This window comes from Mycobacterium sp. P2_H7, assembly GCF_056403275.1.
Genome location: NZ_JBFUFU010000021.1, coordinates 1 through 23,073, shown reverse-complemented (window position 1 = coordinate 23,073; position 23,073 = coordinate 1). Strand labels below are relative to the sequence as shown.

The 23,073-nt window shown below is 68.7% G+C and carries 27 protein-coding genes and 1 pseudogene; 15 read left to right on the top strand and 13 right to left on the bottom strand.

Going from position 1 to position 23,073, the window contains the following annotated elements; all coding sequences use genetic code 11:
• Window positions 1-85: 85 nt before the first annotated feature.
• Window positions 86-856, top strand: coding sequence for an aquaporin Z (gene aqpZ, locus AC1DY7_RS27305; RefSeq protein WP_477496882.1), 771 nt, complete (start codon window positions 86-88; stop codon window positions 854-856).
• On the opposite strand, the gene AC1DY7_RS27300 is transcribed toward aqpZ, so the two are convergent.
• Together AC1DY7_RS27300 and AC1DY7_RS27295 are read right to left on the bottom strand one after the other, a co-directional pair.
• Complete coding sequence (locus tag AC1DY7_RS27300) at window positions 857-1,741, bottom strand: DNA-3-methyladenine glycosylase family protein (protein ID WP_477496881.1); 885 nt, start codon at window positions 1,739-1,741, stop codon at window positions 857-859. It abuts the gene before it with no gap.
• 9 nt (window positions 1,742-1,750) lie between these two features.
• Window positions 1,751-2,110, bottom strand: a complete 360-nt coding sequence (locus tag AC1DY7_RS27295; RefSeq protein ID WP_477496880.1) for a DUF427 domain-containing protein — start codon at window positions 2,108-2,110, stop codon at window positions 1,751-1,753.
• A 63-nt stretch (window positions 2,111-2,173) separates the two neighbouring features.
• Between AC1DY7_RS27295 and AC1DY7_RS27290 the strand changes: the two genes are divergently transcribed.
• Window positions 2,174-2,641, top strand: a complete 468-nt coding sequence (locus tag AC1DY7_RS27290) for an SRPBCC family protein (protein WP_477496879.1) — start codon at window positions 2,174-2,176, stop codon at window positions 2,639-2,641.
• Entirely contained in the window at window positions 2,641-3,615 is a 975-nt protein-coding gene (locus tag AC1DY7_RS27285) for an aldo/keto reductase (protein ID WP_477496878.1), read from the top strand. Before AC1DY7_RS27290 ends, AC1DY7_RS27285 begins: the two co-directional genes overlap by 1 nt.
• A gap of 4 nt (window positions 3,616-3,619) precedes the next feature.
• Here AC1DY7_RS27285 and AC1DY7_RS27280 read toward each other — a convergent pair whose 3' ends face one another.
• From AC1DY7_RS27280 to AC1DY7_RS27260, 5 genes are read right to left on the bottom strand one after another with little or no spacing between them, the layout of a single operon-like run.
• The gene (locus AC1DY7_RS27280) at window positions 3,620-4,987 is read right to left on the bottom strand and encodes an NAD(P)/FAD-dependent oxidoreductase (RefSeq protein ID WP_477496877.1); all 1,368 of its coding nucleotides are present in this window, start codon (window positions 4,985-4,987) and stop codon (window positions 3,620-3,622) included.
• Window positions 4,988-5,009: 22 nt separating this feature from the next.
• The gene (locus AC1DY7_RS27275) at window positions 5,010-5,783 is read right to left on the bottom strand and encodes a class I SAM-dependent methyltransferase (protein ID WP_477496954.1); all 774 of its coding nucleotides are present in this window, start codon (window positions 5,781-5,783) and stop codon (window positions 5,010-5,012) included.
• Between the two features lie 55 nt (window positions 5,784-5,838).
• On the bottom strand, window positions 5,839-6,855 hold the full coding sequence (locus tag AC1DY7_RS27270) for an NAD-dependent epimerase/dehydratase family protein (protein ID WP_477496876.1): 1,017 nt from the start codon (window positions 6,853-6,855) through the stop codon (window positions 5,839-5,841).
• Window positions 6,852-7,358 carry a nuclear transport factor 2 family protein gene (locus tag AC1DY7_RS27265; protein WP_477496875.1) on the bottom strand — a complete coding sequence of 169 codons (507 nt, stop codon included), beginning with the start codon at window positions 7,356-7,358 and terminating at the stop codon, window positions 6,852-6,854. Before AC1DY7_RS27265 ends, AC1DY7_RS27270 begins: the two co-directional genes overlap by 4 nt.
• A 42-nt stretch (window positions 7,359-7,400) precedes the next feature.
• On the bottom strand, window positions 7,401-8,210 hold the full coding sequence (locus AC1DY7_RS27260; RefSeq protein ID WP_477496953.1) for a DUF4349 domain-containing protein: 810 nt from the start codon (window positions 8,208-8,210) through the stop codon (window positions 7,401-7,403).
• An 82-nt stretch (window positions 8,211-8,292) separates the two neighbouring features.
• Here AC1DY7_RS27260 and AC1DY7_RS27255 point away from each other — a divergent pair, with 82 nt between their 5' ends.
• From AC1DY7_RS27255 to msrA, 3 genes are read left to right on the top strand one after another with little or no spacing between them, the layout of a single operon-like run.
• Window positions 8,293-9,201: an alpha/beta fold hydrolase gene (locus tag AC1DY7_RS27255; protein ID WP_477496874.1), complete on the top strand. Its 909-nt coding sequence runs from the start codon at window positions 8,293-8,295 to the stop codon at window positions 9,199-9,201.
• Between the two features lie 26 nt (window positions 9,202-9,227).
• Window positions 9,228-9,680 (top strand): peptide-methionine (R)-S-oxide reductase MsrB, encoded by a 453-nt coding sequence (msrB, locus tag AC1DY7_RS27250; protein WP_477496873.1) that lies wholly within the window; start codon window positions 9,228-9,230, stop codon window positions 9,678-9,680.
• The gene (msrA, locus tag AC1DY7_RS27245) at window positions 9,677-10,186 is read left to right on the top strand and encodes a peptide-methionine (S)-S-oxide reductase MsrA (RefSeq protein ID WP_477496872.1); all 510 of its coding nucleotides are present in this window, start codon (window positions 9,677-9,679) and stop codon (window positions 10,184-10,186) included. The genes msrB and msrA overlap by 4 nt, the downstream gene beginning before the upstream one ends.
• Window positions 10,187-10,207: 21 nt before the next feature.
• On the opposite strand, the gene AC1DY7_RS27240 is transcribed toward msrA, so the two are convergent.
• Window positions 10,208-11,527 carry a cytochrome P450 gene (locus AC1DY7_RS27240; protein ID WP_477496871.1) on the bottom strand — a complete coding sequence of 440 codons (1,320 nt, stop codon included), beginning with the start codon at window positions 11,525-11,527 and terminating at the stop codon, window positions 10,208-10,210.
• Between the two features lie 98 nt (window positions 11,528-11,625).
• Here AC1DY7_RS27240 and AC1DY7_RS27235 point away from each other — a divergent pair, with 98 nt between their 5' ends.
• Window positions 11,626-12,210: a TetR/AcrR family transcriptional regulator gene (locus tag AC1DY7_RS27235; protein WP_477496870.1), complete on the top strand. Its 585-nt coding sequence runs from the start codon at window positions 11,626-11,628 to the stop codon at window positions 12,208-12,210.
• On the opposite strand, the gene AC1DY7_RS27230 is transcribed toward AC1DY7_RS27235, so the two are convergent.
• Complete coding sequence (locus AC1DY7_RS27230) at window positions 12,187-12,756, bottom strand: TetR family transcriptional regulator (protein WP_477496869.1); 570 nt, start codon at window positions 12,754-12,756, stop codon at window positions 12,187-12,189. The genes AC1DY7_RS27235 and AC1DY7_RS27230 overlap by 24 nt on opposite strands.
• Before the next feature lie 53 nt (window positions 12,757-12,809).
• On the opposite strand from AC1DY7_RS27230, the gene AC1DY7_RS27225 reads away from it, so the two are divergent.
• Both AC1DY7_RS27225 and AC1DY7_RS27220 read left to right on the top strand, forming a co-directional pair.
• On the top strand, window positions 12,810-13,460 hold the full coding sequence (locus AC1DY7_RS27225; RefSeq protein WP_477496868.1) for a class I SAM-dependent methyltransferase: 651 nt from the start codon (window positions 12,810-12,812) through the stop codon (window positions 13,458-13,460).
• 48 nt (window positions 13,461-13,508) lie between these two features.
• Window positions 13,509-14,831, top strand: coding sequence for a cytochrome P450 (locus tag AC1DY7_RS27220; RefSeq protein WP_477496867.1), 1,323 nt, complete (start codon window positions 13,509-13,511; stop codon window positions 14,829-14,831).
• On the opposite strand, the gene AC1DY7_RS27215 is transcribed toward AC1DY7_RS27220, so the two are convergent.
• The 4 genes from AC1DY7_RS27215 to AC1DY7_RS27200 form a co-directional block, all read right to left on the bottom strand.
• Window positions 14,828-15,898 (bottom strand): prenyltransferase, encoded by a 1,071-nt coding sequence (locus tag AC1DY7_RS27215; RefSeq protein ID WP_477496866.1) that lies wholly within the window; start codon window positions 15,896-15,898, stop codon window positions 14,828-14,830. The two genes, AC1DY7_RS27220 and AC1DY7_RS27215, sit on opposite strands and share 4 nt — an antisense overlap.
• 6 nt (window positions 15,899-15,904) lie before the next feature.
• The gene (locus AC1DY7_RS27210; RefSeq protein ID WP_477496865.1) at window positions 15,905-16,639 is read right to left on the bottom strand and encodes a class I SAM-dependent methyltransferase; all 735 of its coding nucleotides are present in this window, start codon (window positions 16,637-16,639) and stop codon (window positions 15,905-15,907) included.
• Window positions 16,633-17,865, bottom strand: a complete 1,233-nt coding sequence (locus AC1DY7_RS27205) for a glycosyltransferase family 4 protein (RefSeq protein ID WP_477496864.1) — start codon at window positions 17,863-17,865, stop codon at window positions 16,633-16,635. The genes AC1DY7_RS27210 and AC1DY7_RS27205 overlap by 7 nt, the downstream gene beginning before the upstream one ends.
• Before the next feature lie 92 nt (window positions 17,866-17,957).
• Entirely contained in the window at window positions 17,958-18,470 is a 513-nt protein-coding gene (locus AC1DY7_RS27200) for a hypothetical protein (RefSeq protein ID WP_477496863.1), read from the bottom strand.
• 136 nt (window positions 18,471-18,606) lie between these two features.
• On the opposite strand from AC1DY7_RS27200, the gene AC1DY7_RS27195 reads away from it, so the two are divergent.
• The 6 genes and pseudogenes from AC1DY7_RS27195 to AC1DY7_RS27170 form a co-directional block, all read left to right on the top strand.
• Window positions 18,607-20,445, top strand: coding sequence for a hypothetical protein (locus AC1DY7_RS27195; RefSeq protein ID WP_477496862.1), 1,839 nt, complete (start codon window positions 18,607-18,609; stop codon window positions 20,443-20,445).
• Window positions 20,442-20,612, top strand: coding sequence for a hypothetical protein (locus tag AC1DY7_RS27190; protein ID WP_477496861.1), 171 nt, complete (start codon window positions 20,442-20,444; stop codon window positions 20,610-20,612). The genes AC1DY7_RS27195 and AC1DY7_RS27190 overlap by 4 nt, the downstream gene beginning before the upstream one ends.
• Entirely contained in the window at window positions 20,609-21,022 is a 414-nt protein-coding gene (locus AC1DY7_RS27185) for a hypothetical protein (protein ID WP_477496860.1), read from the top strand. Before AC1DY7_RS27190 ends, AC1DY7_RS27185 begins: the two co-directional genes overlap by 4 nt.
• Entirely contained in the window at window positions 21,019-22,293 is a 1,275-nt protein-coding gene (locus AC1DY7_RS27180) for a hypothetical protein (RefSeq protein WP_477496859.1), read from the top strand. The genes AC1DY7_RS27185 and AC1DY7_RS27180 overlap by 4 nt, the downstream gene beginning before the upstream one ends.
• 9 nt (window positions 22,294-22,302) lie before the next feature.
• On the top strand, window positions 22,303-22,851 hold the full coding sequence (locus AC1DY7_RS27175; protein WP_477496858.1) for an isochorismatase family protein: 549 nt from the start codon (window positions 22,303-22,305) through the stop codon (window positions 22,849-22,851).
• Window positions 22,852-22,883: 32 nt separating this feature from the next.
• Window positions 22,884-23,073 (top strand): annotated as a pseudogene (locus AC1DY7_RS27170) (HNH endonuclease); the annotation flags it as partial.

Genomic DNA, 23,073 nt, shown 5'->3' with positions numbered 1-23,073 from the left:
GCCAAGATTCGGACACTTTCAGTTTTGCTGGGTGTCGGCTGTGCGACTCTCACGTCAGACAGCATGTCCGGCAAAGGAGCTCGCCATGAAAAGACCCACCATGCAACACCGGCTGGCAGCCGAGTTCATCGGAACCTTCTGGCTCGTCCTCGGCGGCTGCGGCAGCGCCGTCTTCGCCGCCAAGTTCGTGGCCGCCGACGGAACCTCCCTCGGCATCGGATTCCTCGGCGTCGCATTGGCATTCGGCCTGACAGTGCTCACCGGCGTGTACGCCTTCGGCACCATCTCCGGCGGGCACTTCAACCCCGCCGTCACCCTGGGCGCCGCCCTGGCCCGACGGGTGGAATGGTCGGCGCTGCCCGTGTACTGGGTGGCGCAGGTGCTCGGCGGCCTGGTCGCCGGCGGCGTCATCTACTTCGTGGCCAGCGGTCAAGCCGGCTGGAGCGCGACGGGCAACATGGCCGCCAACGGTTTCGGCGCCCACTCGCCCGGCGGCTTCTCGCTGGTGGCCGTGCTGGTCACCGAGGTGGTCCTGACGGGCATCTTCCTGCTGGTGATCCTCGGTTCCACCGACGACCGGGCCCCGAAAGGCTTTGCCGGCCTTTCCATCGGGCTCACCCTGACACTGATCCACCTGATCTCCATCCCGATCTCCAACACCTCGGTGAACCCGGCCCGCTCGACGGCGGTGGCGTTCTTCAACGGCGACGGCGCACCCGCGCAACTGTGGGCCTTCTGGTTGGCGCCATTGGTCGGAGCCGCGATCGCCGGTGTGGCCTATCCGTTCCTGTTCGGTGTCGCCGAACAGCTCGCGGACCGGCCCGACCGCGACGACACCCTGGACCGGGTGAGCTAGCTACAGGGCCTTCAAATCCGGAATAGCCTGGCGTGCACCGAATCTCGGGTTGCGCGCCAGGCCACTGGCCTCGAGCAGCCGCACCGCCCGCTGGCGGTGCGGCCGCAGCGGTTCCAGCAGTTCGACCATCGCGCCGTCGTCGATGCGGTAGCCCAGCAAGGACATCCCTATCATGTTGGACAGGTGGTAGTCGCCCACCGAGATGGCGTCGGCGTCGCCGAAGGCGCGTTGCATGGTCTCGGCTGCGGTCCACTCCCCCACGCCGGGCATCGACCGGAGGCCCGCCTCGGTGCGGCAGCGTTCCAGGGCATCGGCGCGCTGCGCGCAGCCCACGAGGGTGCGGGCGCGGCCGGGATCGATGTTGGCGAGGTGGAATTCCCAGGACGGGATGGTTCGCCACACCGCCGCCGCGGGCGGCACCCGCATCCCGGCGGGCGCCGGGCCCGGCGCCGGAGTCCCGTATTTCGTCACCAGTAGCCGCCACCCCCGAAAGGCGTCCTTGCCGGCCACCCGCTGTTCGATGATCGCCGGGATCAGCGCTTCCAGCACCCGACCGGTGCGGCCGAGCCGAAGATGCGGGACCCGCTCATACGCCTTGGCGATCACCGGGTCGACCGGCTCGAAGCCGGACGCGTCGTCGTCGGCCCCCAAATAGGCGGGAAGGCCGTCCAGGAATTCGTCGGCACCGGGCCCCCACGCCTCGCAGTCCACGATGCTGCGGGAACTGCTGATCCGCGCCGTCACCGGACCGGTGGGCATCAGGCTGGCCCGCCAGATCACGCCGTCGGACACTCTGAAGCAGGGGTCGCCGGGGCCGCGCCGCAGTGGGAACAGCGTCAGCCCGGGGCTGACGGGACCGGCGAAGGCCACGCTGCGGGTGGGCACCGGTTCAGGTTAATCGAGCGTGATGTCGGCCTTGTCCGGATAGAACGCCACCCGGCCCGCGATCGCGGCGACCGCCGGATAGGGCTGCTCGTAGGTCCAGATGACATCCGGTGTCCCGGCCACGTCGTAATAACTGGCGTCGCCCTTGTACGGGCAGTAGGTCTGGGTGCCGCTGCGGGTCAGCACGTCGGCCGTGACGTCGGCCAGCGGCACATACTGCACCGCCGGATAGGTCGACTCCTGCAGCGTCAGCGCGTCCTCGGTATCGGCGACGACGGCACCGTTCACGCGGACCGTGACGCGCCGGCCGGTGGGGGTGATGGTGATGGGGTGCTCCGCGGTGGGCTCGAGCACGTGACGTTCTGCCATACAGGGCACAACGGCGGCGGCCAACCCGCTGTTCCCGGGCCCGCTTCTGGCTACCATCTGCCCATGACCGAGCACACAGCGCCCGCCGCGGGCGCCGACGTCACCATCGCCGCCTCGCCCGAGGCGGTGTACGCGCTGATCACCGACCTGCCGACGCTGGCCGCGCTGGCCGAGGAGACGGACGCCATGGAATGGGTCACCGGCAATGCGGTGGCTCCGGGGGCTGTGTTCAAGGGCCACAACCGCAACGGGTCCAAGAAATGGACCACCAAGTGCACCGTGACCGCCGCCGAGCCGGGCCGGGCGTTCGCGTTCGACGTGAAGTCCACGGGTCTGCCGATCGCGCACTGGCGCTATGACATCGCGGCCACCGAGGGCGGGTGCACGGTCACCGAACAGACCTGGGACCGCAGGCCGGGCTGGTTCAAGCCGCTCGCCGGGCTGGCCACCGGCATCTCCGATCGCGGCACGGCCAACGCCGAGCACATCAAGCTCACCCTGGCGCGCCTCAAGGCCAAGGCCGAAGGCTGATGCAAGCCGCACAGCTCGGAACCCTGCAGGTCGGCCGGATCGGGCTGGGCACCATGGGCATGTCATTCGCGTACGGCAGCGCCGGGCTCGACGACGCCGAGTCCATCCGGACCATCCACCGTGCCCTCGATCTGGGCGTCACCCTGATCGACACCGCCGAGGTGTACGGGCCCTACGTCAACGAGGAACTGGTGGGCCGGGCGCTGGCAGGCCGGCGCGATCAGGTGGTGCTGGCCACCAAGTTCGGCATGGTCTCGCACACCGGCCGCGAGGGCGCCGACAGCAGCCCGGCCAACATCCGCACCGCCGTCGAGGGATCACTGCAGCGGTTGGGCACCGATCACATCGACCTGTACTACCAGCACCGGCTGGACCGGCAGACCCCGATCGAGGACACCATCGGGACGGTCGCCGAGCTGATCTCCGAAGGCAAGGTCCGCCACATCGGACTGTCCGAGGTGGGTGTCGAGACCATCCGGCGCGCCAACGCGGTGCACCCGATATCCGCGTTGCAGTCCGAATACTCTTTGTGGACAAGGGATTCCGAATCCGACATCCTCGCCGCGCTGCGTGAGCTCGGCATCGGATTCGTGGCCTACTCGCCGCTGGGCCGCGGATTCCTGACGGGCCAGATCCGGTCGGTGGACGACCTGGCCGATGACGACACCCGCCGCGACAACCCCCGGTTCGTGGCCGAGAACTTCGCGCGCAACCTGGCCCTGGCCGACCAGGTGCGGGCCATCGCCGACGAGGCGGGTGCCACACCCGCCCAGGTCGCGCTGGCCTGGCTACTCTCCAAAGGCCCTGACATCGTGCCGATTCCGGGCACCAAGCGGGTCGGGCGACTCGAGGAGAACGTCGCTGCCGACAGCGTGACGCTGAGCGCCGACCAACTGGCGACGCTGGATGCGATGGCCCCGGCCGCCGGCGGCCATCACACCGACGCGCAGATGGACATGATCGACCGGCGCTGACCGGTCACGGCCGACCGGTGATCAGGTCCGCCACCCGCGCGATGGGTGACGTGCGCGCGCGGCCACCCGCCTCGTGCCGGTCGGCCAGTTTGTAGGCGATGTACAGGCCCCGGACACCCAGCCAGCGCAGCGGTTCGGGCTCCCAGTCACGTGACTGGTGGCCGACCCACGGCAACCGGGTGATGTCGGTGTCGCGGCGCAGCACCAGGTCGGCCAGTGTGCGGCCGGCCAGGTTCGTCGCGGTCACCCCGTGGCCCACATAACCACCCGCCCAACCCAATCCGCTGGCCGAGTCCAACGCCACCCCGGCATCCCAATCCCGCGGCACGGCCAGCACACCGCACCAGCCGTGTGCGATGGGCACCTCACGCACCTGCGGCAGGATGTCGTGCAACACCTGCGTCAGCGCGGTGATGGTGCGGGCCGGCACCTGACCGTCATGGTCGGTGCGGGAGGCGAAGCGGTAGGGGACACTGCGCCCGCCGATGGCTATGCGGTCATCGACGGTGCGCTGCGCGTAGAAGAAGCCGTGCGCCGAGTCGCCGACGGTTTCCCTTCCCGCCCAACCGATGTCGTCCCACAGTCGGGCCGGAATCGGTTCGGTGGCGATCATCGAGCTGTTCATCGGCAGCCAGCGTCGTCGTAACCCGCTCATCCGCGCGGTGAACCCTTCGGTGCAGCGCAGCACGATCGGCGCCCGGACGACACCCCGGGCGGTGGCGGCCCGGCCGGGCGCGATCTCGCTGACCAGGGAGCGCTCGTAGATGGTGACGCCGAGCCGTTCCACGGTGTCGGCCAGCCCGGTGGCCAACCAGGCCGGCTGGATGCGCGCGCAGTGCGGGGTGTGGAACGCCGACACCACATCGGTGAACCGGATACGTTGCGCCGCTTCGGCACTCGTCAGTTCGCTGATGCCGTCGATCTGCCACGCACGTTCCTCGGCCAGATGCGCCGCCAGCCGCGCCGCCTGCGCCGGGTTCCGCGCGATCTCCAGGGTGCCGCCCTTGACGACGCCCGCGTCGATGCCTTCGCGTGCGGCGACGTCGATGACCTCGTCCACGGCATCGTTCAGCGCGCGCTGCCAGGCGATGACGCCGTCGCGCCCGTACTGCTTCGCCATGGCGTGGCGGTCACCGGGCACCAGACCCGAGAGCCAGCCGCCGTTGCGGCCCGACGCGCCGAAGCCGGCGAACCGGGCCTCCAGGATGGTGACGCGCAGAGACGGATCCAGCGTCTTGAGGTAGTAGGCCGTCCACAGCCCGGTATAGCCCGCGCCGACGATCACGACGTCGGCGTCCCGGTCCCCCGGCAGGGGCGGCCGTGGCGTCGGCAGCGTGTCGAACCAATGGGAGACGTGACCATTCACCGGCATCGGTCGATTCTGGCAGCAGTGCCTAGAACGCGTAGCGGTGGTACTGGGCCATGTACTTCGTGGCGTCGGCCGCCGACATGGCCCGGGCCATCGCCCGGAACGGGAGCGACACCTGCCGGAAGCTCGCCGTCTCGAACGGGGACTGCCACGCCAGCAGCCGCACCCCCGGCACCGCCGTCACGATCTCCTCGGGCCGGTTGATGCCCCAGTGCAGCGTCGCGCCCGCCCTGCGCACGATCGCATTGCTCCACTGCGTCTTGATCCCGAACCGGCTGAACGCGTCGAATTGCAGTTCCCCACTGGGGAAGTGCCCGACGATGCGCCGCAGCAGGGCCACCCCGTCGGCCGCGGTCAGGTACATGGTGAGGCCCTCGCCGAGCATCAGCACCGGACGGTCGCCGGGGATGTCGGCCAGCCAGCCGGGGTCGGTGACCGAGGCAGCGATCACCCGGTAGTTCGTGGCGGTGGGATAGAGCTTCTCCCGAAGTGCGGCCACCTCGGGGTAGTCGATGTCGTACCAGTCGACGGCAAGTCCGGGGTCCACCCGCCAGAACCGGCTGTCCAGACCACACCCGAGATGCAGCACCACGGCATCCCGATACGCGGCGAGGAACTGGCGCGTCCAATGGTCGAAGTGCGCCGAACGGGTCGTGACCGCGGGGGAGTTAGTCGCGGTGATGGAGGTGCGTGACCAGTCGTAGTCGATCCGGTCGACGATCCCGCTGGCCCACCGGTCGTGCAGGATCGAGTTCGGCAGATCGGCGTCCAGCGCCTTGGCGTACAGGGTGGCCAGCATGGTCAGGGGCGCACCGGACAGATCGACCGATAGCTTGGCGCTCACCTGGTCCAGGCTAACCTGCCTTGCTCTTGCGCCGCGCCTCCCGCAGGCCCACCCAGAACCGTGCCGCCTCCCGGATCGAGTTCTCCACAGGTGTTGGCTCCCAGCCGAGTTCGCGCCGGGCCTTGGTGCAGTCCACCGGCGCCTCGGCGCGCATCAGCCGCAGCGAGGCCAGCGAGAGCTTCTCGTCGGTGCCCTTCAGCTTGCCCTTGACGGTGCCCATCGTGGCCAGGAGGTAGGTCAGCGGCAGGGGAATCGACTTGGCCGGGGCGGGCACACCGGCGGCCTCCGCCGCGATCCGGGCCACCTCGGCGTTGCTGATCATCTTCTCCGAGATCAGGTAGCGCTCGCCGGGCCGGCCCTTGGCCGCGGCCTTGATCAGTGCGCGCGCGGCGTCGTTGACCCCGACGGCTTCCAGCGCGATCCCGCTCATCACGAAGGGCAGCTTGCCGAAGGCGGCGCCGGCGATGATCGCGCCGTGCGGGGTCCGGCCCCAGTCCTTGCCGCCGTAGGTGGTGGACACGCACATCGCCACCGCGGGCAGACCCTTTTCCCGCGCGTAGTGCAGTACCAGCCGTTCGGCCTGTACCCGGGACCGGACGTAGGGCGTCAGGCCCTTCTCGTCGATCACGTCGGCCTCGGTGGCCACCCGGCCGCGACGGCGCCCCACCGTGGAGTAGCTGCTGGTGAACACGAATTTCTGGAGACCCGAAACGATTTCGGGTTCCGTCGCGACGTCCAGCACGTTGCGGGTGCCCTCGACGTTGGTGCGGAACAGCGGCGACGGATCGCGCAGCCAGCCCCGCGTGTCCACGACGCAGTAGTAGACGACGTCGGCCCCGGTCATCGCCGCCCGCAACGCGTCGTTGTCCCAGATGTCGCCGACGAAGCGCGCCACGTCGAGGTCGTCGATGCCGATGGTGTTGGCGCCCTCGCGCACCATCACCCGGACATCCTCGCCGTCCTCGACCAGGGCACGCACCACGTGGGAGCCGAGGTAGCCGTTGGCTCCGATCACCAAGGACGTCATTTCGCGCCTCTCATGCTCTGCATCCACTGCTCGGCCTCATCGGGCAGCGTGCCCAGTTCCTTGGCCTTCTTGCACCACTTCATCGCCGCCGACACGAAGCGCAGCGGGTTGTAGATGTCTTCCTGGCGCCGCCACAACCCGTCGCCGGCGTAGGTGACGATCGAGATGTTGGTGGCGCTGATGATGGTGCCGTCACCCGGGTCGCGCATCGGGTTGTCCAGCTCGCAGAGCACCCGGCCGGCGGGCTCGTCGATGACCGTCCACAGCGACGGGAACGCGGTCATGTGATTGCCGGGGAAGGACTCCATCGTCTTCCAGATCCACGGCCGCACCTGTTCGCGTCCCCGCATGGTGCCTGCCGCGTGTTCGATGTACTCGACGTCCTCGGTGTACTGGTCGACCCATGGATCCCAGTCCCGGGTCTGCGCGGCCCGGTCCACGGTCTGCTCGAAGACAGCGAAGGCCTCTGCCAGTTCATCACGGGTGAACAACGTGCTCGTCACACCACAAACTAGAACACGTTCTAACGGCTCTTGTCGAGATTTTCACGAACGCCGGGAACGCACCAGCTTCACGATTCCGTAGCCGATCCCGCCGAGCACGGCCACCGCCGCCAACCACGGCAGCATCAGCCCGAACGCCAGGACCACGTTGGAGACCGCGCTCACCAGCAGGTCCCAGCCGCGCTCCACCTGCCCGAAGAATCCGTGATACTCCTCGGGCGCGGGTCCACCCACCCGTTCGGCGCGGATCTCGACGTTCAGGGTGCTGTAGTCGATCTGCGCGCCGAGCGCGGCGCGCTGCGCACGCAGGCTGTCCAGATCAGCCTGGCGCTGCGACAGGGCGTCCTCGGCCTTGATCAGCGCCTCCGGATCCTTGGCGTCACGCATGATGCCGAGCAGCCGGTCCACCGACGTCTGCAGTGCGGTGACGCGGGCGTCCAGGTCGGCCCGCTGCGCGGTCACGTCGTCGGAGCTGATCTGCACGCTCTCGACGGTGCCCAGATTCTTGATGTCACCCAGTGCCGCATCGAGTTTCGCGGCGGGCACCCTCAGCACCAGCGACACGTGCGTCCGGCCGGTCCCCGAGCCCGCGTCCTCGGACCGGTTGTCGACGCGGCCGCCCGCCGCGGTGGCGACGTCGGCGGCCTTGTCGGCGGTGCCGGGCACGTCGGCGGCGGTCATCGTGACGGTCGCCGTCTTGATGATGTCGCGCTTGATGTCCGGTGCCGGTTCGCCCGGCGGGGCAAGCGGCGGGCCACCACCGGCGTCGGAGAGTTTCGACTGGGGTGCCTCTGCCACCGGGGCAACGGAATCACCCATCGGTGATCCGCCGGCACATCCGGTGAGCGCCACCAGCAGGGCGAGGAGGGCCAGGGCCTTTGCCATAAAACGAATGTACCGATATCTGTGAGTGCGCTGGACGTATCGTGAGCGCATGTGGATCCGGCCGGTCCTGGTCGCCGCACTGCTCACCGTCACCGGTGCGCTGCCGACCGCCGCAGCCGACACGTCCGGTCTGGTGCCCATCGGCGGAGGCCGTTCGCTGTTCCTGGACTGCCAAGGCTCGGGCGCGCCAACGGTGTTCGTCATCCCCGGCAAGGGCAGTTACGCGCAGGCGTGGAACGCCGCCATCCCGCCCGGCGACCCGGCGCGGTCGTCTCCCTATGACGTGATCGAAGAGGCCGAGCCGGCCCTGAGCCCGGCCTCGGCGCAACCCCTGGTCGCGGCGGGCACCAGGATCTGTATCTACGACCGCCCCGACACCCGGCCCGACGGCGCCGACCGATCGACCCCGGTGCGGCAGCCGCACCACCTGACCGACGATGTCGACGACGTGCGCAAACTCATTGCCGCGGCGGACCTTCCGACACCGATGGTGTTCGTCGCGCATTCCTACGGCGCGCTGATCCTGGACCTGTTGGCCCGCACCAACCCGGAACTGGTCAGTGGCTTGGTGTTCTCCGAGCCGACGTCGGAGTTCCTTCTGTCGGTGGGCCGGCCCGACCAGAACGCGGCGTTCAACACCGACGGCATGGCGATCGATCCGGCGAGCCCCGAGGCCATCCTGGCCGACGACGCCTTCGCCCAGATCGCCGCCGCACCTCCGCTGCCGCGGGTGCCCGCCATCGTGCTGAGCGCGGACAAGTTCGCCCCGCCGTGGGTGGTGAAGCCGGACAACTACACCCTGGCGCAGATTCACACGGCCAACGACCTGCTGGCGGCCGCGCTGGGCACCACCAACGTGACCATCCCGGGCACCGGGCACAACCAGATGCTGTACCAGCCCCGGGCCGTGGCCGACCAGATCCTGGCGGTCGTCGAGCGGGTGCGCGACGGGAACTAACCGCATGTCACCGGGGTTGTAAAAGCATGACGTTCAACAAGAACCCGGGCGCGGTGGATGCGCTGACCCCGGAGCAGTACCGGGTCACCCAGCGTGACGGCACCGAGCGGCCGTTCACCGGCGAGTATTGGGACAACCACGAACCGGGTATCTACGTCGACGTGGTGTCGGGCGAACCGTTGTTCGCCTCCACCGACAAGTTCGACAGCGGCAGCGGTTGGCCCAGTTTCACCAAGCCGATCGACTCCGCGAACGTGGTGCGCAAGCGCGACTTCTCCCATCTGATGCTCAGAACCGAGGTGCGGTCGGCGAACGCCGACAGCCACCTCGGCCACCTGTTCACCGACGGTCCCCGCGACCGGGGCGGGTTGCGCTACTGCATCAACTCGGCTTCGCTGAGGTTCATCCACCTCGACGATCTCGAGGCGCAGGGCTACGGCGAATATCGGACGCTCTTCACGACACAGGAGGACAAGTGAACAACAACCAGAAGGCGATTCTGGCGGGCGGCTGCTTCTGGGGCATGCAGGACCTGATCCGTAAGCAGCCCGGTGTGGTCTCCACCCGGGTCGGCTACACCGGCGGAAAAAACGATCACCCGACGTACCGCAATCACCCCGGGCACGCCGAGGCCATCGAGATCATCTACGACCCCGCCCAGACCGACTACCGGGCGCTGCTGGAGTTCTTCTACCAGATCCACGATCCGTCCACGAAGGACCGGCAGGGCAACGACGTCGGCAGCAGCTACCGTTCGGCGATCTTCTACGTCGACGACGAGCAGAAGCAGGTGGCGCTGGACACCATCGCCGACGTGGACGCGTCCGGGCTGTGGCCCGGCAAGGTGGTCACAGAGGTCGTCCCCGAGGCCGACTTCTGGGACGCCGAGCCGGAACACCAGGATTACCTGGTGCGCTACCCGTCGGGATACACCTGCCACTTCCCGCGGGCCGGCTGGAAGCTGCCCAAGCGCGCTGAGGTCTGATCACGGCACCGCCGTGGCGGTTTAACGCTCGTAGAGCGTGACCCTGCCACCGCGCTTCGGTGTGAAGGCGATCCCCCGGGAATGCACCTTCTCAGCGGGCGCGGTGGTGGTGGCGACGGTGAAGTGCCGCAGCACCGTTCGCAGCACGATGTCCATCTCGACATTGGCGAACACCGCGCCGACGCAGCGCCGGGTGCCGCCGCCGTAGGCGGCCCAGGCCAGCGGCGGCCGGGTGCCCAGGAAGCGCTCCGGGTCGAATCGGTCCGCGTCGGCGAACTCCCGCTTGTGCAGCTGGGACAGGCTGACCATGATCGAATGCCCTTGCGGGACAACCCATTCACCGAGTTCGAAAGTCGGCGTGTAGACATGTCTGCCGGCGAAGTCGATGACGGTGCGCGCCCGCTGTGTCTCCAGGATGACGGCCGAACGGTATTCGTTGCCGTCCCCGTCGGCCTCTTCGACCAGCCTGGCCAGCACCTGCGGGTGCCGGCTGATCCGCTCGAACACCCAGCCCATGGTGGATGCCGTCGTCTCGTGCCCGGCGGCCAGCAGCGTCAGCAGCTCGTCGGCGATGTCGTCGCGGGACATCGCGGAACCGTCCTCGTAGGTGCTGCGCAGCATCAGGGCCAGCACGTCGTCGCGGTCGGCCAGGCCCGGGTCGGCGCGGACCTCGTCGATGAGCGTGCCCACCACCGCGTCGTACCGGCGGCGGTATTCCGCGAGTCGGCCCCACGGGCTGTACCGCCCGAGATCGCGCGCCGGCTTGGGCATGGTCGCCAGCCGGGAGCCCAGGGTGACCCAGGGCGGGATGATGTGGCGCAGCTCGTCCAGATGCGCACCGTCGGCGCCGAACACCGCACGCAGAATGGCGTTCAAGGTGATCCGCATCATCGGCTCCAGCGTCGGGAACTCTTGCCCCACAGGCCAGCTCGCGGCTTCGCGCTGCGTCTCCTCTTCGAAGATGCGCTCGTAGTTCTTGATGCTCTTGCCGTGGAACGGCGGGGTCAGCAACTTGCGCCGGCGCCGGTGCTCGGAGCGGTCCAGCGCGAACACCGAACCGGGGCCCAGCACCCGGGACAAGTTGGGCTGGATGTTGCCGACGTCGTCGGTGTTGGCGGTGAACAACTGCTTGGCCAGCTGCGGGTCGGCGATGATGACGGTCTGGCCGAACACCGGCAAGCTCACGGTCACGGCGGGGCCGTAGCGGCGCACCAGCATCTCGGTCATCGGCCTGCGGAAGAGGGCGAACGTGACACCCTGCAGGGCGCGGGCGACGCGCGGGCCGGGCGGCAGGTGCGCCGCGCGGGGAAGAATCGGCTGCTCGGTGGCTGTCTCAGTCATGTGCGCTCCAGACCCCTACGTTGGTACCGCCGTGTACCAATGGTGTGTGCGTTACGGTACTCCGTGGTACCGAATGGGCGCAAGGGTCTGGAGTAGACATGACGGCTTTTCGCACCCGGCTGCTCGACGGCCTGGCGGCGTCCATCGCCGAACGGGGCTATCGCGCCACCACCGTCGCCGACATCGTGCGCAACGCCAAGACCTCCAAGCGCACCTTCTACGACGAGTTCACGGGAAAGGAAGAATGCTTCGTCGAGCTGCTGCACGCCAACAATGACGACCTGATCGCCGGCATCCGGGCCGCTGTCGATCCGCAGGCGCCGTGGCGTGACCAGATCGGCCAGGCGGCGGCCTCGTATGTTGACCACATCGCCGCCCGCCCGGAGATCACCCTGAGCTGGATCCGCGAGCTACCCGCACTCGGATCCTCGGTGCGCACCATCCAGCGCTCGGCGATGAGCTCCCTGACCGAGATGTTGGTCGAGCTGTCCGACAGCGAGGGATTCCGTCGGGCCGGGCTGGCCCCGGTGTCGCGGTCGTTGGCGGTCATCCTGCTCGGCGGCCTGCGTGAACTCACCGCGCTCACCGTCGAGGACAGCAGGCCGGTGCGCGACATCCTGGAACCGGCCATCACCGCCTCGGTGGCAGTGATGGGAGCGTCAGCTCAGGATGAGGCGCGCTGACCGTTCCAAGCGTGGCGCGATATCGGCGTAGGAGACGTATCCCATGCCCGCCCGGACCAGGGCGCCCGAATAGAGCAGCTCCAGCGTCTCGATGACGGTCATGTCGGTGCCGGGCCCGAGGGCGGCCATCAGTCGCTCCCGGATATCCAGCCCGATGCGCTGACGCAGCACCTCGACGTCGGGGTCACGCGCCAGCAGCGCACTCGTGACGGCACTGGCGAATTCGGGTTCGTCGGCCACCAGCAGCGCGATGTGGCGCAGCACCTCCACCGCCCGGACCACCGCGTCGCCGTCGCCGTGCTCGGTGGGCGCCGACGCGGCCAGCCGGCGCCAGAACACCTCCGCGACGAGGTGCTCTTTCGAGGAGAAGTAGGTGTAGGCGGTGGCCGCACCCACGCCGGCATCCGCGGCCACCCGGCGCACGGTCAGCGCGGCGAAACCCTCGCGGTTCAGCAAGCCGATGGCGGCATGACCAAGACGCTCGACGGTGTCGGCCTGTTTGGCGCTCAGACGCCGCCGAGTCGACTCCACAGCCGCGTCGGACACGTGTCTGGACGCTACTACAACGACCTGTCACCAGCAACGGTAGGTTGACTGCCATGAGTGCAGCCGACACCGCCCTGCCGCCCGACGCCGCGCGGCTCTTCGAGTTCGCCGAGACGGTCATCGGTTTCATGCCCGCCGATGAGGGCCGGGCGCTCTACGACGCCGCCGTGCACTACCTGGCCGGCGGTGTCGGGGTCGAGATCGGCACCTACTGCGGCCGGTCGACGGTGTTGCTCGGCGCGGCCGCCCGCCAGGTCGGCGGCGTCATCTACACCGTCGACCATCATCACGGCTCCGAGGAACACCAGCCCGGGTGGGAGTACCACGACGCCACGCTGGTCGACCCGGTCACCCGGCGTTTCGACACGCTGCCGACGCTGCGGCACACCCTGGATCTGGCCGGCCTGGAAGACCACGTGGTGCCGATCGTGGGAAAGTCCCCGACGGTGGCGCGGGTGTGGGGCACGCCGGTGCAGTTCCTGTTCATCGACGGCGGCCACACCGAGGAGCACGCCCAGCGCGATTACGACGGCTGGGCCAAGTGGGTGGCGCCGGGCGGCGGCCTGGTGATCCACGACGTCTTCCCCGACCCGAACGACGGCGGCCAGGCCCCATACCACATCTACCGGCGCGCAATCGATTCCGGTGACTTCCGGGAGGTCTCGGTGACCAGTTCACTGCGGCTGCTGGAGCGCGTGGGCTAGATCAGCGGACGCCTGCCGTCCACCCGTTCGACGTTTCCGCCGTCTACTGTGCGCGGCGCTATGACCATCGCATCCGCGCTTCCGTGCCTGCCTCCCGGCCCGCCGCTGCCCCGAACGGTGCAAGGTGCCCTCGGCGTCGCCGACCGGCTTCGCGCACTGCAGATCCTGCGCGCCCGATACGGCTCGGCCTTCTCCGTCGACCTGCCCATCTTCGGGCACCTGGTGGTGCTCAGCGATCCCGACCAGATGCGCGAACTGTTCCGGTGCGGACCGGCCGTCGTCGACACCACCGAGGCCAACCTGGGCCGGGTGATGGGTCCCAATTCGCTGTTCGCACTGACCGGCGATCGGCACCTGGCCCAGCGCAAACTGCTGACGCCACCGTTCCACGGCCGCCGGCTGGCCGCTTTCGAACAGATCACCGAGGAAGAGACACGACGCGAGGCCGCCACCTGGCCGGTGGCGCAGGAGTTCGCGGCGCTGCCGTCGATGATGCGCATCACCCTCAACGTCATCCTGCGCGCGGTATTCGGCGCCGATGGCCAGGACCTCGAGCGGCTGCGTGAGCTGCTGCCACCGGCGATCAGGCTGGGTTCAGCCCTGTCGCTCATCCCTGTGCCCCAATGGGATTGGGGTCGTTGGAGCCCGTGGGGCCGGGTCTACCGATACCGCCGCGAGTACGACGCCATCGTGGACCGGCTGATCGAGCGGGCGCTGTCCGACCCCACCCTCGCCGAGCGTGACGATGTACTGGCCACCCTGCTACAGAGCAGGTATGAGGACGGTAGTCCGATGAGCCGGGTCGAGATCGCCGACGAGCTTCTCACCATGCTCGCGGCGGGCCACGAGACGACGGCCACCACCCTGGCCTGGGCGGTGGAACGGCTGCAGCGGCACCCGGACGTGCTGACGCGGCTCACCGCCGAACTCGACAGCGGCGTCGAGGATCTGCTGGACGCCACCATCCTCGAGGTGCTCCGCATCCGGCCCGTCATCGACGTCACCTTCCGGCAGGTGAAAAGCCCTCTGCTGCAACTGGGCCCGTGGGCGTTGCCGCAGGGGCAGACCATCGCAGCGAGCATCGGGCTGCTGCACTCGGACCCGAACGTATTCCCCGATCCACAGCGGTTCGACCCCGACCGCTTCCTGCGCCGGGTACCGAATCCGTCCGAGTGGATGCCCTACGGCGGCGGGGTCCGGCGCTGCATCGGCGCCGCGTTCGCCACCATGGAGATGCGGGTGGTGCTGCGAACCCTGCTGCGCGACTTCGTCATCGAGCCGACCGGCGCACCGGACGAGCGCTCCCGGTCCCGGGGCGTGGCGATCGCACCGGCGCGGGGAGCCCTGGTGCAGCTGCGCCGCCGTACCTAGCGGCCGAAAGCCGGACAGACGCAGTCGAATTCGTTCTCCAGGCCGCGCGGCAGCCCGGTACCGCGGAAAATCCCGGCGGCCGGACTGGCCGAGGACAACGCGTCGGCGGCCAGGATCATCGCCGCACCCGTCCAGGTGGTGCGCTCCTCTGGCCAGCGCTTGCCGTCGGCGAATACCAGACCCGTCCAATAGGAGCCGTCGGTCTCGCGCAGGTGCTGCATGGCCGCGAACTGCTCGTGGGCTCTCACCCGGTCGCCCATCGCGTCCAGCGCCATCACCAGTTCGCAGGTTTCGGCGCCGGTCACCCACGGCCGGTGGTCCACGCACCGGATGCCCAGGCCGTCGACCACGAAGTCGTCCCAGCGGTCCTCGATCCGGGCGCGCGCGGCCGCACCGCGCACCGCCCCACCGAGAATCGGGTAGTACCACTCCATCGCGTGGGTGTCCTTGGGGCTGAACGCCTCCGGATGGTCGGCGATGACGTGACCGAGTTGACCGACCGCCACCTCCCACTCGGGCTGCGGCTCGTCCAGATAGTTCGCCAGCGCCAGCGCGCACCGGATGCTGTGGTAGATGCTCGCGCAACCGGTCAACAGCGCCTCATCCATCATCCCGGCATCGCTTCTGGCCCAACTGATCTGGCCGCCCGCCAATTGCATGCTCAGCACCAGCTCGATGGCCCGGCTGACGGTCGGCCACATCTGCTGCGCGAAGCTGCGGTCCCCGGTGATCAGCACGTGATGCCACACCCCGGTGGCGATGTAGGCGCAGAAGTTGCTGTCGGTGTTGGCATCCTCGATGACGCCGTTGCGCAACTGGATGGGCCACGAGCCGTCGGCACGCTGGGTCAGGCGGCACCAGTCGAAACCGGCGCGGGCCGGCTCGAGCAGGCCCGCCACCGTCAGCGCCATCAGGTTCTCGACGTGATCCCACGGATCGGTGTGCCCACCCACCGACCACGGAACGGCGCCGTCCGATTCCTGGGTGGCCGCGATCGATTCGGCCGTCTGCACACATTGGCGCGGCGTCAACACGCCTCGCACACCGGGAATCTCATGGCGAGCCATGGTGTCCTACGCGCCCGGATTTTCGAAGGCCGCCGGCTTTTCAAAATATAGAGCGACGCTCTTACCGATCAGCGGGTTGAGCACATCCTCGGCGGCCCGCGTCAGCCACGGTCGGCTCATCATGTCCCACACCAGCAGCTTGTGATAGGCCGTGACGGCGGGGTGCTTCGGCTTATCCACGCCGACAGCACATTTCAGCCACCAGAACGGGGCGTGCAGCGCGTGGGCGTGATGCGCGCCTGCGAACCGCACGCCGCGAGAGGTGATCTTGTCGCGCAGTTGGTCGGCGCGGTAAATGCGGATGTGTCCACCCTCGTTGGCGTGGTACTCATCCGAGAGCAGCCAGCACACCTTCTCGGGCAGCCAGCGCGGTACCGTCACGGCCAGCTTGCCGCCGGGCTTGAGCACCCGCACCAGTTCGGCGATGGCCGCGTCGTCGGCGGGCACGTGCTCGAGGATCTCCGAGGCGATGACGACGTCGAAAGTGCCATCGGCGTAGGGCAGGTCCAGGGCGTCACCCTTGACCGCCTCCGCGTGGGCGCCGGCAGGAGCCTCGCCCTGGTCCTTCATCGCGGTCAGGATGGCGTCGACGTCGTTGAGGTCCTCGACGCTCTGGTCGAAGGCGATCACATCGGCGCCGCGCCGATAGGCCTCGAAGGAATGGCGGCCCGCGCCGCAACCCACATCGATCACCGCGGTGCCGGGCCCGATAGCCAGCCGGTCATAGTCCACGGTCAGCACGATGAGGTCCTCTCTATTGCCTTCTCATACACTGAAACCGTCTGAGCGGCAACAGATTCCCAGCTGAATACGTCCAGTGCACGTTGCCGGCCGGCGGCGCCGAGCGCGCGGCGCTGAGCCGGGGAGTCCAGCAGTTCCCCGAGCACGGCGGTCAGCTGGTCGACATTGCCGGGGGGCACCAGGCGGGCGCATTCGCCTTCGGCGCCCAGCACCTCGGGCAGCGCTCCCGCGCGGCTGGCCACGATCGGCGTCCCGCTGGCCATGGCCTCGACGGCGGGTAACGAGAAGCCCTCGTACAGGGACGGGATGCAGGCGATCTCCGCCGATGCCAGCAGAGCGGCCAGCTCCTCGTCGGGCAGCCCGCTGGAGCTGTGCACGATATCGGAGATACCGAGTTCGGCGATCAGTTTCTCGGTGGGGCCGTTGGGTTCCAGCTTGGACACCAACTGGACGTCCAGGTTGTGGTGGGCCCGCAGCCGGGCGACCGCATGCAGCAGGTTGCTGACGCCCTTGAGCGGAACGTCGGCGCTGGCGATCGCGATGATGCGGCCGGGGACCCGATGCTCGGCGGGCCGGAACAGGTCGGTGTCCACACCGAGCGGCACCACATGCAACTGGTCGCCGGTCACGCCGAAGTCCTCGGCGATGTCGGCGCCCGACGTGGTCGACACCGTCAACAGTTCGGGGATGCGGCGGGCCACCCGCTTCTGCATCTCCGCGAAGCCGTACCAGCGCCGCACCAGGGGCTTGCGCCACCATTTGGCAGCGGCCACCTCGAGCACCCGGTCCCGGGTGATCGGGTGGTGCACGGTCGCCACCAGCGGCAGGTCCTCGGCGATGCCCAGCAGCGCGGAACCCAGGCTCTGGTTGTCGTGCACGACGTCGAACTCGGCGCGGCGGGCGGCCAGGATCCGGGCCACCCGCATGCAGAAGGTGCGGGGCTCCGGGAAGCCGGCCGACCACATGGTGAACAGCTCCAGCAGATCGATGCTGTCCCGGATCTCGCTGGGCCGCGGCACCCGGAACGGATCGGGCTCGCGGTAGAGATCCAGACTCGGCACCTTGGTCAGCCGGACGCGCGGGTCCAGCCCGTCCGGATACGGCTGGCCGGAGAACACCTCGACCTCATGGCCGAGCTCGACCAGGCCGCGGGACAGGTGCCGTACGTACACACCTTGGCCACCACAGTGCGTCTTGCTCCGATAGGAAAGCAGGGCGATGCGCACGTCAGCTCACTGCACTGAACTGCGGCGGGACACACTGGACATGTGTCCAGACTATAGTTTGACGAGCTAGCAGACGCAACGCGGCCGTCGGGTCACCACTGCCGCGGCAGCACAAAGGCAAACGGCGTCGGGAAGCCCAGACCCGTCAGCCCGCCGCGCCGGACGGTGCCGATCGCGATCTCGCGGACCTGTCCCGCACCGGGTTCGTAGCAGTGCAGTCTGCCCTCGCCGGCGTCGACGACGAGGATCCAGTGCCGGGGCACGAGCCGGCCGATGAGCACCGCCACCGGGCGTCCCGACCGGACCGCGTCCAGCAGATCGGACAGGTCGTCCCGGCCACCGGGCAGCAGACCACGGAACAGCCTCCACCGGTACGGGACAGGGCTGTGTGCGTTGATGGCGCGAGCCACCCCGGGTGGCGTCGTCCCCAGCCGGCGCGGCCAGAAGCGGTTGACCAGACGGTGTACCCGGCCCTGCTCGGCCTCGAAGAGTTCTGTGTGTTCCAGAGCTTCGCGGTACGCCGGATCCAGCAGCGCACCCGCCACCACCGCCACGGTTGGGCCGCAGGTGACGCCGTCGCGCTGGCGCAGGCCCGCGAGTTTCATCGCATCAAGGCTAGCCGCGGCGTCAGCAAACTGCCTAGGCTCGTAAACGCGACCGGTACCCCTGGTTTCGAATACAGCTTTCTGACAATATTACCGGCGAGTAGGTACGGGCTCTTCGACGTGGCGGGGTGGGATAATGGCGCAACAGATCGACGCAACGAGCACAGTGTTGGCCGCGGCCGGAACCGAAGGCGGCGGTGCTGCACTGGACCAGGTCATCGGGATGTCGGTGGTGGCCACCATCGTCACCGCCGGCCTGTTGTGGATCGGCTACCTGCACCGTCAGCGCCGCATCACCTGGCTGCAGAATCTGGCCGAACTCGCGGGCCGCAAGATGAACCGGCCGCCCTGGGTCGCCCTGCCGGCGCTGCTGTTCACCTCGACGATCATCTGCGCGATGTTCGGCTTCATCTGGGATGTCAGCCTGCACATCGGCAAGGGCCGCGACGCCGGGCCGCTGGCCAACCCCGCCCACTACTTCATCCTGATCGGGCTGTTCCTGCTGTTCATCGCCGGATCGCTGTCGATCATCCTGCCTTATGACAAGCCCGGACCGGCAGCGGTGAAGATCACCCGCACCTGGTACGCACCCGTCGGCGGCATCCTGATGGCCGGCTGCGGCCTGTACGCGCTCATCGGGTTCCCGCTCGACGACATCTGGCACCGCATCTTCGGCCAGGACGTCACCCTGTGGGGCCCCACCCATCTGATGCTGATCGGCGGCGCCGGACTGTCGCTGGTGGCCACCCTGTTGCTGACCCGCGAGGGTGACATCGCGATGGGCGCCGAGGCACCCGCGCAGCGCCGCAGCATCCTGGCCTATCTGGCGTGCGGCGGTCTGGTCATCGGCCTCTCGGTGTTCCCCGTCGAATACGACTTCGGCGTCGAGCAGTTCCGGCTGGTGCTGCACCCCATGCTGATCGCCGCGGCCGCGGCCATGTCGCTGGTCGTCACCCGGCTCTTCCTCGGCCGGTTCGCCACCTTCGGCGCCATCGCCTTCGCCCTGCTGATCCGCGGCCTGGTGTCCTTCGTCGTCGGTCCGGTGCTGGGCGCCCCGCCCAGCTGGTTCGCCCTCTACCTGGGCGCGGCGATCGTGGTCGAACTCCTGGGCCTGACCCCACTTGTCAAGCGGCCCATCCTGTTCGGCGCGGTCGCAGGCCTGGGGATCGGGTCCGTCGGCATGTGGCTGGAGTCCTTCTGGGTCGACGCCGTGTTCCGCAACCCGTGGCCGCAGAGCATGTGGGGTGAGGCGCTGGCGACCTCGGTGCCGGTGGCCATCGGGATGGGCATGTGCGGCGCACTGCTGGCCATCGTGCTCACCGGGCAGAAGCTGCCGTCGCGCGGTATCGGCATCGGCATCGTGACCGTCACGGTGCTGGTGATCGGCGGCGCCATCGCCAACGGGCTCAACGTCTCCGTCCCGGAGAACGCCAGCGCGCAGATCACCCTCACCGACGTGCCCGGCCCCGAGGGCCAGCGGCTGGCCGACGCCGACGTCCAGATCACCCCGGCCAACCTGATCAGCGATGACCCCGAATGGGTGTCCATCCTGGCCTGGCAGGGCAAGCTGGAACACGACCGCGGACTGGTCATCGACCATCTGGAGCGGGTGGGCCCCGGCCATTACCGCTCCACCCGACCCATCCCGGTGTGGGGCACCTGGAAGACGGTGCTGCGCGTGCAGGACGGCCGGACCATGGCAGCCGTTCCGGTGTTCCTGCCCGCTGATCCGGGTATCGGCGCCGAGGAGACCCCAGCGTTGGCCTCGACCTCACGGCCGTTCAGTGAAGAGATCAAGGTGTTGCAGCGCGAACGCAACCTCGACGTGCCGTCCTGGCTGTACAGCGCGGCATCGCTGGTGGTGCTGGCGTGCTCGCTGATCCTCATCGCGTTGCTCAGTTGGGGTGCGGGACGGATCAATTCACGCGAGAAGCACGTCGCTGCCGAGGCCCGGGAACCCGTCGGGCAACCGTGACCGTTCTCGCCGACCACTCGCTCTTACTGGCACTGCCGGCGTTCGCACCGGCGGTCGTGGTGGCCGGAGTGGTGGCTTGGGTGGCCATGCGCGACCGGCGGGCCAACCCCGATGATGACTCTGACAGTGAGAACGCAGGTCTGACCGACGAGGATGGTTCAGCGTGACACTTTTCAAGACCCTGGCCGCCGCCGGCGCGGTCGCCCTCCTGGTCGCCGGTTGCGGCGGCTCGACATCGTCGGAGAACCCCAGCACGGCCTCCAGTAGCGGGACCGCCGCACCGGCCATGACAGACCAGCAGACCCCGCCGGAACGCGTCGTCCTCGACGTCACCATCGCGGGCGGCAATGTCACGCCCACCAATCAACAGGTGCAGGCCAAGGTGAAGCAGCCGATCATCGTCCGGGTGAACAGCGATGTGGCCGATCAGTTGCACGTGCACTCCAATCCCGAGCACACGTTCGACATCAAGCCGGAGAACGGTCAGGCGTTCCAGTTCTCCGTGGACGTGCCCGGCAAGGTCGATGTCGAGCTGCACCACCTGGACAAGACCGTCGCCACCATCACGGTGCAGTGACTCTGCTGGCCCATGGGCTCGGCGGCTCGGCCGATCTGCCGATCCCGCTGACCTACGCGCTGATCGGCGCGGCTTGGGCGCTGACCTTCACGTTCGCCGTGGTGGCGCTGGCATGGCGTAAGCCTCGCTTCGATCCGGCGACGCCGGGACGCCCGCTGCCACGGTGGGTGACCTCCGCGGTGGACGCTGCGGTCACCCGCTGGGCCGTGGGCCTGCTGGGGCTCGCCTTCACGCTGTGGGTGGCCGCGGCTGCGGTATGGGGTCCGCAGAACTCGTCGAACGCGTTGCCTGGCGTCTTCTACGTGCTGCTGTGGGTCGGAATCGTCGCGCTGTCAGTGCTTTTCGGCCCGGTCTGGCGGGTACTGTCGCCCGTCCGCACCCTTGCCCGGCTGCTCCGCGTCCGCGCCGACGGGTATCCGGTGCGCCTCGGCTATTGGCCGGCAGCGCTGGGCCTGTTCGCCTTCGTCTGGCTCGAGCTGGCCAGCCCTGATCCGGGTTCGCTTGGCGCCGTGAAGATCTGGCTGCTGATCTACCTCGGCGTGACCCTCGGCGGCGCCATTGCCTTAGGCACCCGGTGGTGCTCGCACGCCGACCCGTTCGAGGTGTACAGCGTGGTCGCGTCGCGGTGTGCCCCCGTGCGGCGCAACGCGGACGGCCAGATCGCCGTCGGCAACCCGTTCCACCACCTACCCACGTTGCCGATTCGGCCCGCGACGGTCACCGTACTCGCGGTACTGCTGGGGTCGACGGCCTTCGACAGCTTCTCGGCGACGCCGGCGTGGCGCGGTTTCGTCGACGCCCACACCTCGGGCGCTTGGCAGCCAACAGCTTTCAAGACCGTCGGGCTGCTGGTGTTCGTGGTGACGGTGGCCGTGACGTTCAGCGTGGCCGCCCGCGCCACCGGCGGGGTGGACGGGGATCTGCGCCGCCGACTGCCGGGGTTGATGGCGCACTCACTCATCCCGATCGTCATCGGCTATGTGTTCGCGCACTACCTGACCTATCTGGTCGAGAAGGGCCAGCAGACCGTCTACGCACTGCTGGGTATGCACGATGCGCACGTGTATTACGTGCTGTCCCTGCACCCGTCGGTGCTGGCCACCTTGAAGGTCCTCTTCGTCCTGGGCGGCCACATCGCCGGGGTGGTGGCCGCGCACGACTGCGCGTTACGGGTGCTGCCGAGGCGGCATCAGCTGACCGGGCAGCTGGCGATGATGCTGGTGATGGTCGGCTATACCTTCACGGGGCTGTACCTGCTGTTCGGCGGCTAGGCTTTCGGTATGCGGGCCTTGATCGTCGTCGATGTGCAACGGGACTTCTGCGAGGGCGGATCGCTGGCCGTTGCCGGCGGCGCCGAGGTCGCCCGCGCGGTGGCGGCCCTGCTGACCGCCCACGACTACGACCATGTGGTGGCCACCAAGGACAACCACATCGATCCCGGCTCGCACTTCTCCGAGACGCCCGACTACCGGGACTCGTGGCCGCGCCACTGCGTGGTCGGCACGCCCGGTGTCGAGTTCCACCCGTCGTTCGATCCGGCCGCGGTGGAAGCGGTGTTCACCAAGGGTGAGTATTCGGCGGCCTACAGCGGATTCGAGGGCGCGGACGCGGCCGGCACCGGACTGGCTTCGTGGTTACGCGAGCGCGGTGTCGACGAGGTCGACGTGGTCGGCATCGCCACCGACTACTGCGTGAAGGCCACCGCCGCGGACGCCGCAGCCGAGGGCTTCCGTACCCGGGTGCTGCTGGATCTCACCGCGGGCGTGGCGCCGACGAGCACCTCCGACGCTGTCGCGGCGTTGCGGGAAGCCGGTGTCGAGGTCGTCTGAACTTGTCGGTGGCGGGGCGTATCGTCGTCCTCATGTTCGAAAGTTTGTTCGACTTCGATGCCGACGCCGATGAAGCGGTCCTGCGCGGCGCGGTCGAACGCTTCGAGCATCTCAAGGCCGCCGCCGCGGCAGCACAGGCCCGCGCCACCGAAGCCTGGGCCACCAAACGCCACGCCACCGAAGCAGCCGCAGGCGTCTCGACGAACAAACGCGGCCGCGGAC